The 5,476-nt window shown below is 61.1% G+C and carries 5 protein-coding genes; 2 read left to right on the forward strand and 3 right to left on the reverse strand.

The window, feature by feature from the left end:
• From WBV42_RS10385 to WBV42_RS10395, 3 genes are all read right to left on the reverse strand, one after another.
• A partial coding sequence (locus WBV42_RS10385; RefSeq protein ID WP_423985967.1) for a DUF2150 family protein occupies positions 1-134 on the reverse strand: 134 nt, incomplete at its 3' end.
• A 209-nt stretch (positions 135-343) separates the two neighbouring features.
• A complete protein-coding gene (locus WBV42_RS10390) occupies positions 344-1,192 on the reverse strand; it encodes a TatD family hydrolase (RefSeq protein WP_423985964.1) in 849 nt (282 codons plus the stop codon).
• A gap of 46 nt (positions 1,193-1,238) precedes the next feature.
• Positions 1,239-1,703 carry an NYN domain-containing protein gene (locus WBV42_RS10395; protein ID WP_253227134.1) on the reverse strand — a complete coding sequence of 155 codons (465 nt, stop codon included), beginning with the start codon at positions 1,701-1,703 and terminating at the stop codon, positions 1,239-1,241.
• Between the two features lie 215 nt (positions 1,704-1,918).
• On the opposite strand from WBV42_RS10395, the gene WBV42_RS10400 reads away from it, so the two are divergent.
• Together WBV42_RS10400 and WBV42_RS10405 are read left to right on the forward strand one after the other, a co-directional pair.
• Positions 1,919-3,499, forward strand: a complete 1,581-nt coding sequence (locus tag WBV42_RS10400; RefSeq protein WP_423985965.1) for a S8 family peptidase — start codon at positions 1,919-1,921, stop codon at positions 3,497-3,499.
• A gap of 175 nt (positions 3,500-3,674) precedes the next feature.
• Positions 3,675-5,372 carry a Na+/H+ antiporter gene (locus tag WBV42_RS10405; RefSeq protein ID WP_423985966.1) on the forward strand — a complete coding sequence of 566 codons (1,698 nt, stop codon included), beginning with the start codon at positions 3,675-3,677 and terminating at the stop codon, positions 5,370-5,372.
• The last annotated feature ends 104 nt before the right edge of the window (positions 5,373-5,476 follow it).

Raw genomic sequence — 5,476 nt, forward strand, 5'->3', positions numbered from 1 at the left:
GCCACGTCGTCCTGCAGGTTAAGCAGGAGCCGTGCGGAATCCTCGTCCTCCGGGTCGATTTCTTCGTCCTTGATTCTGTCCAACCAGTTCTGCCAGCGTTCTTCGGAGTAGAACTCCTCTGGAGGAGCGCTCATACCTCTTTCGTGCGTAGCACGATTCATAAATCCTCCGAGGCTGCCTCAACAGGGTGAGACCGCCCAAAACGGCCGAAAAACTCATGCTACACCGGGACGCGCGGATGTTTCGTCGTCCATCGACGTTAGGATAGCCGTAAACTGATCAAAAATCCTGCACGATGACCGTGTGATCGGTTGGCAAGTCAAGCCGACTCCCAAGCGACGGCTCACTTCGAGAGTGTCGCCTCGGTATCGAGTCCGTACACGAGTTCGGGAGTCGAGACGTGGGCCGTTCGAATCGCCTCGTCGTACCCCTGTTCCTGCATCCACGACACTCTTCTGGGGACCGTCTTCGGCCCCATTACCGCACCGGGACGGTCGGGGTCGTCGATGAAGTCCGTCTCCATCAGGAACGGTTCGCCGCGCTCGACGGCGAGTTCGAGGCGGTCCTTGTCGCTCATCACGCTCGGCGTCACACCCGCCAGTTCGCCGCCCGCGTAATGTTTGACCACACGCTCCGGTGGCAGACCGGCCGCCTCCGCCCACTCGGCCACTTCGGTCAGATCGTCCGTCGCTTCGGTGTGCAGTTGAACCGCGCTTCCGGTCTCCGCGCCCAGTTCCAGCGCGCGTCGAAGGACGGCGTTCGAGGCGTCCCACACCTCGTCGGTCACGTCGTAGTGTGGTCGTCCGGATTTCAGGGCGACTGCCCGCCCGTCCGCGACGTACTCCGCGGCGACTTCGAGTCCCGATTGCATCAGGTCACGCGCGTTCGTGGGCGTGAATTCACGGTCGTCCACCAGTTTCGAGACGAGTCCCGGATGCACGCCGAGGACAGGCCACGCCCTCCCCGGTAGGATTTCGTTCGCCCGTTCTACCACCTCGACCGTCGTGTCGAAGACGGTTCGAAAGTCCGCACCTGTTTCGGCTTCGACGCCGAGCAGCCAGGACGGCTTGTTGACGACGAGTAGGTGTGTGCCGCCGCTCCGTGCGAAATCCTTGACCGCTTCGACGCCCCGGCCGTGGTCGGGGTCCAGATGGAGGTGATCGTCGAGTACCGGCGTCCCAAGGTCGTTCATACGTGTTCGTTGGGTTCCAGCGAAAAAACGCCCGTGGTTTTTCGATTTACTCGTCTTCGAGGACGAACGCCTCGTGGGCCGCGTTTTGGAGCGCGTCCGACCGGCCGTACTCGCCGGGCGCGATGGCGACCGTCCGAATCCCGTTTCGGGCCGCCTTTTCGAGGACGGGTTTGAAATCCGTATCCCGGGAGGCGATCGCGAGGACGTCCACTTGGTCATCGAGCGCGAGTTCGGTCGCGTCGATGGCGAGTTTCACGTCCACGTCGCCGCTCGTGATGACGACCTCGAAACCGCGTGCTTCCGCCGCCTGAATCAACCCCGGTGTCGCGTGTTCGTCGAGGTACAGACGCGACGTTGCGAGTTGTCCGAGTTGCCGTCCCGCCGCTCGAACGTCGTCTAGATCGACGTCGAAGTCGTCCCGAAGGACGTTCGGTCCGTCGACGAAGAGTGCAACAGTTCGTTCGTGTTCATCGCCGTCTCCCTCGTGGAGAGACCGCAAGCCGCCGCTCATGGTCCGAGGTAGACGATAGCGGGACATAGCGGTGGCGGTTCGTTCTTCCCCCGACCTATTACCAGAGTGATTGATTTAACATCAGTAAACTTGTTCAGCACAGAATTAATTAATACTCTTAGCTCTAGTCTTTATTTATTCGTTCATAAGATAAGATTTCAGTAGTTCGAATAGACAAAATTTAAATACATATGCTGTCTTTGTTAACTTGCCGTATGGCAGACGACAACATATCGCGATTCGATAGACGTACATTCCTCAAAGTAACAGGTGCAGCCGGTGCGGCGGCGGCCATGAGTGGCGTTACGATGGCAACGCCCGGTCGTGAGCCCGGACCGAAAGAGGACGAGATTCTGGTCGGCGTTTCGGCCGGTCACGGTGACATCGAACAGGCAGTCACCGCAAAATCCCCGATGGACATCACCGTCGTTCACAAGAACGAACACCTGCGCTACGTCGCAGTGAAGCTCCCAAGCGCGATGCCCGACTCGGCTCGACAGAGCTTCATCGACGCAATCGAGAAGCGCGAAGGAATCAAATACGCGGAGCAGAACACGACGCACTCGACGTACCTCACGCCGGACGACCCCAAATTCAGCCAGCAGTACGCGCCGCAGATGGTCAACTCCGACGACGCGTGGGACACCACCCTCGGCAGTCACGACGTCACCATCGCCGTCGTGGACACGGGTGCACAGTACGACCACCCGGACCTGCAGGCGAACTACAAATCGGACCCCGGAAAGGACTTCGCCGACGACGACAGCGACCCGTACCCGGACGCGCCGCAGGACGAATACCACGCGACCCACGTTTCCGGCATCGCCGCCGGTGCCATCGACAACGGTACCGGTGTCGCAGGACAGGGTAACTCCTCGCTCATCAACGGCCGTGCGCTCGACGAGGGCGGCAGCGGTTCCACGTCCGACATCGCGGACGCCATCCGCTGGGCCGCGGACCAGGGTGCCGACGTCATCAACATGTCCCTCGGTGGCGGTGGCTACACGAGCACGATGAAGAACGCGGTTACCTACGCCTCCAACAACGGCGTCTTCATCGCGTGTGCAGCGGGTAACGACGGCTCCGGCAGTGTCTCGTACCCGGCAGGATACAGCGAATGTCTCGCTGTCTCCGCTATCGACTCGAACGGGGACCTCGCTTCCTTCTCGCAGTACGGTAGCAAGGTCGAACTCTGTGCCCCCGGTGTGGACGTTCTCTCGACGACGACCGAGACACGCGGTTCCTACGAGAAACTCTCGGGTACCTCGATGGCAACCCCCGTCGTCTCCGGCGTCGCCGGACTGACGCTCGCACAGTGGGACCTCACCAACTCGGAACTTCGAAGCCACCTCAAGAACACGGCCGTCGATGTGGGCCTGTCCTCGGATAAACAGGGCAGCGGCCGTGTCGATGCCTACAACGCCGTTACTACCGACCCCGGCAGCGGAAGCGGCGGCGGTGGCGGTGGTGGCAGCGATTCCACGAGCGGATCCGCCAGCGGTTCGCTCTCCGGCTACTCCGACTACGCCGACTACACGTGGTCGTGGAACTACAGCAGTCCGAGCCAAGTCGTCGTGGAGCTCGACGGACCGAGCGACGCCGACTTCGACCTCTACGTCAACACGGGAACGTCGAGCGCGGCGAGTCCGAGCAGCTACGACTACTCGTCCACCAGCACGGGCAGCCAGGAAACGATCACCATCGACAGCCCCGACACGTCCACCGACATGCAGATCGACGTGGACTCCTACAGCGGGTCGGGCAGCTACACCGTGACGATCACGGAATACCAGTAATCCCCATTCGATTGGTCCCCTCCTCTCGTTCTCACAACCGAAGAGTGACGACGCTGTGAAATTTCCACCGTGGTTCGGTAGCGACTGGTATCGAACTACGGCGACGGAGCTGTCTGCGAATTTTACATCGGATGACACCACGCGGTTTATCCCTCGCTACGACAAATCGTCGGTCATGGTCGAGCCGACTGGAATCACCGCCGGACTCATCAACCTCCTCGCCGTTTTCATCATCGCGGCGAGCGTGGGTGTTTTCGTTGCCAAAGTCGGACGATTTCCCTACACTATCGCCCTCCTCCTCGCCGGGCTCGCCGTTTCGATACTTGGTATCAACATCGACATCACGCTTACACACGACCTCATCCTGCTCGTGCTGTTGCCGCCGCTCCTGTTCGAGGGCGCGGCGACCACCGACCTCGATAGCTTCCGCGAGAACCTCGGGTTAGTGTTGACGCTCGCGGTTCCCGGCCTCATCGTCTCGATTCTCATCCTCGGGGTGATGGGCCACTACGCCTTCGGCTATCCGCTGTTGCTCGCCACGCTGTTCGCCGCGATGATCCTCCCGACCGACCCGGTGTCCGTCTTGGCGCTGTTCGAGGAACTCGGCGCGCCCGAGCGGCTATCGGTACTGGTCGAGGGCGAGAGCTTACTCAACGACGGCGTTGGCGTCGTCGTCTTCTCCGCGCTCTTCGTGCTCGTGAAACGGTCGGTGGAGAACGACATCGAACTCTCGAAACTCATCACCCCGAAGGTCATCGGCAACACCGCCATCGAAATCGTCTTCGCCAGTATCGGCGGCTTGGTCGTCGGCCTCGCCGCTGGCTACCTCATCTACCGCGTCATGGTCAACCTGGACGAGCACATGACCGAAATTGTCCTCACGCTCATCCTCGCCTACGGGAGCTTCCTACTCGCGGAACACTACTTCCACGTCAGCGGCGTCATCGCGACCGTCACCGCCGGACTCCTCATCGGCAACCGCGGCGCGGAGTACGCGATGAGTCCACAGACGAAAATTTCCGTGTTCAACACGTGGGACACCGCCGCGTTCCTCGTCAACACGCTCATCTTCGTCCTCATCGGCGCGAAGACGCCCATCCACCAGATGGTCGATAACTGGCAACTCATCGTCATCGCCATCGTCCTCACGCTGGTCGTGCGCGCCATCACCGTCTACCCCTTCACCGAGGCGGTCAACCGATTCACTCGGAGCGATATTCCGTTCTCCTATCAGCACGTGATGGTGTGGGGCGGCCTGCACGCCTCGATTCCCATCGCGCTCGTACTGGGCCTTCCGTCGGAGTTCCCGTACATCGGGGAACTCCGTTCGATGGTGTTCGGCGTCGCTGCGTTCAGCCTCATCGTCCAAGGGTTGACCATGAGCAACCTCCTCGACCACCTGAACATCGTCACCCGAACCGAGACCGAGGAGTTGTACGAACTCCTCCTCGGGCGCGCGCGTGCGGTCGATTCCGCGCTCGAAGCCGCCGACCGCCTCCACAACCGCGGTGACCTTCCGGGCGACGTGTACGACGACTTCCGCGGCGAGTACGAGGCCGAGAAGGACGACCTGAACACGACCATCTCTCGCCTGCTCCACGAGAACCCCGAACTCCGCCGGGAGGAACTCCTCGTCGGCGAGCGCCGCGTCCTCAAACAGGAAAAGAGCGCCGTCATGGACGCCATGCGCTCGGGCGTCATCAGCGACGACGTGGGCGAACGACTGTTGGAAGAGGTCGATTTGAAACTCGACCGCGTCGATACCGGTCAGAGCACCGTCCGCGACGACCCTGACAACGAAGCCTACGAGGAGTTCTGGCGCGCTCGCGTGAAGGAATACGGCCTCGATACGTCCTCCGCCGATGACGATTAGAACGGCGACGAGTTGGAGTTGGTTCCGATTCTCGTACGAAAGCCCATGCCAGTTCGCTACGGCAAGACGTGTTTGGTACGTTTGCGATTGGAGTTGCTGGGACG

It is taken from the genome of Haladaptatus sp., from assembly GCF_049589095.1.
Lineage (GTDB): Archaea > Halobacteriota > Halobacteria > Halobacteriales > Haladaptataceae > Haladaptatus.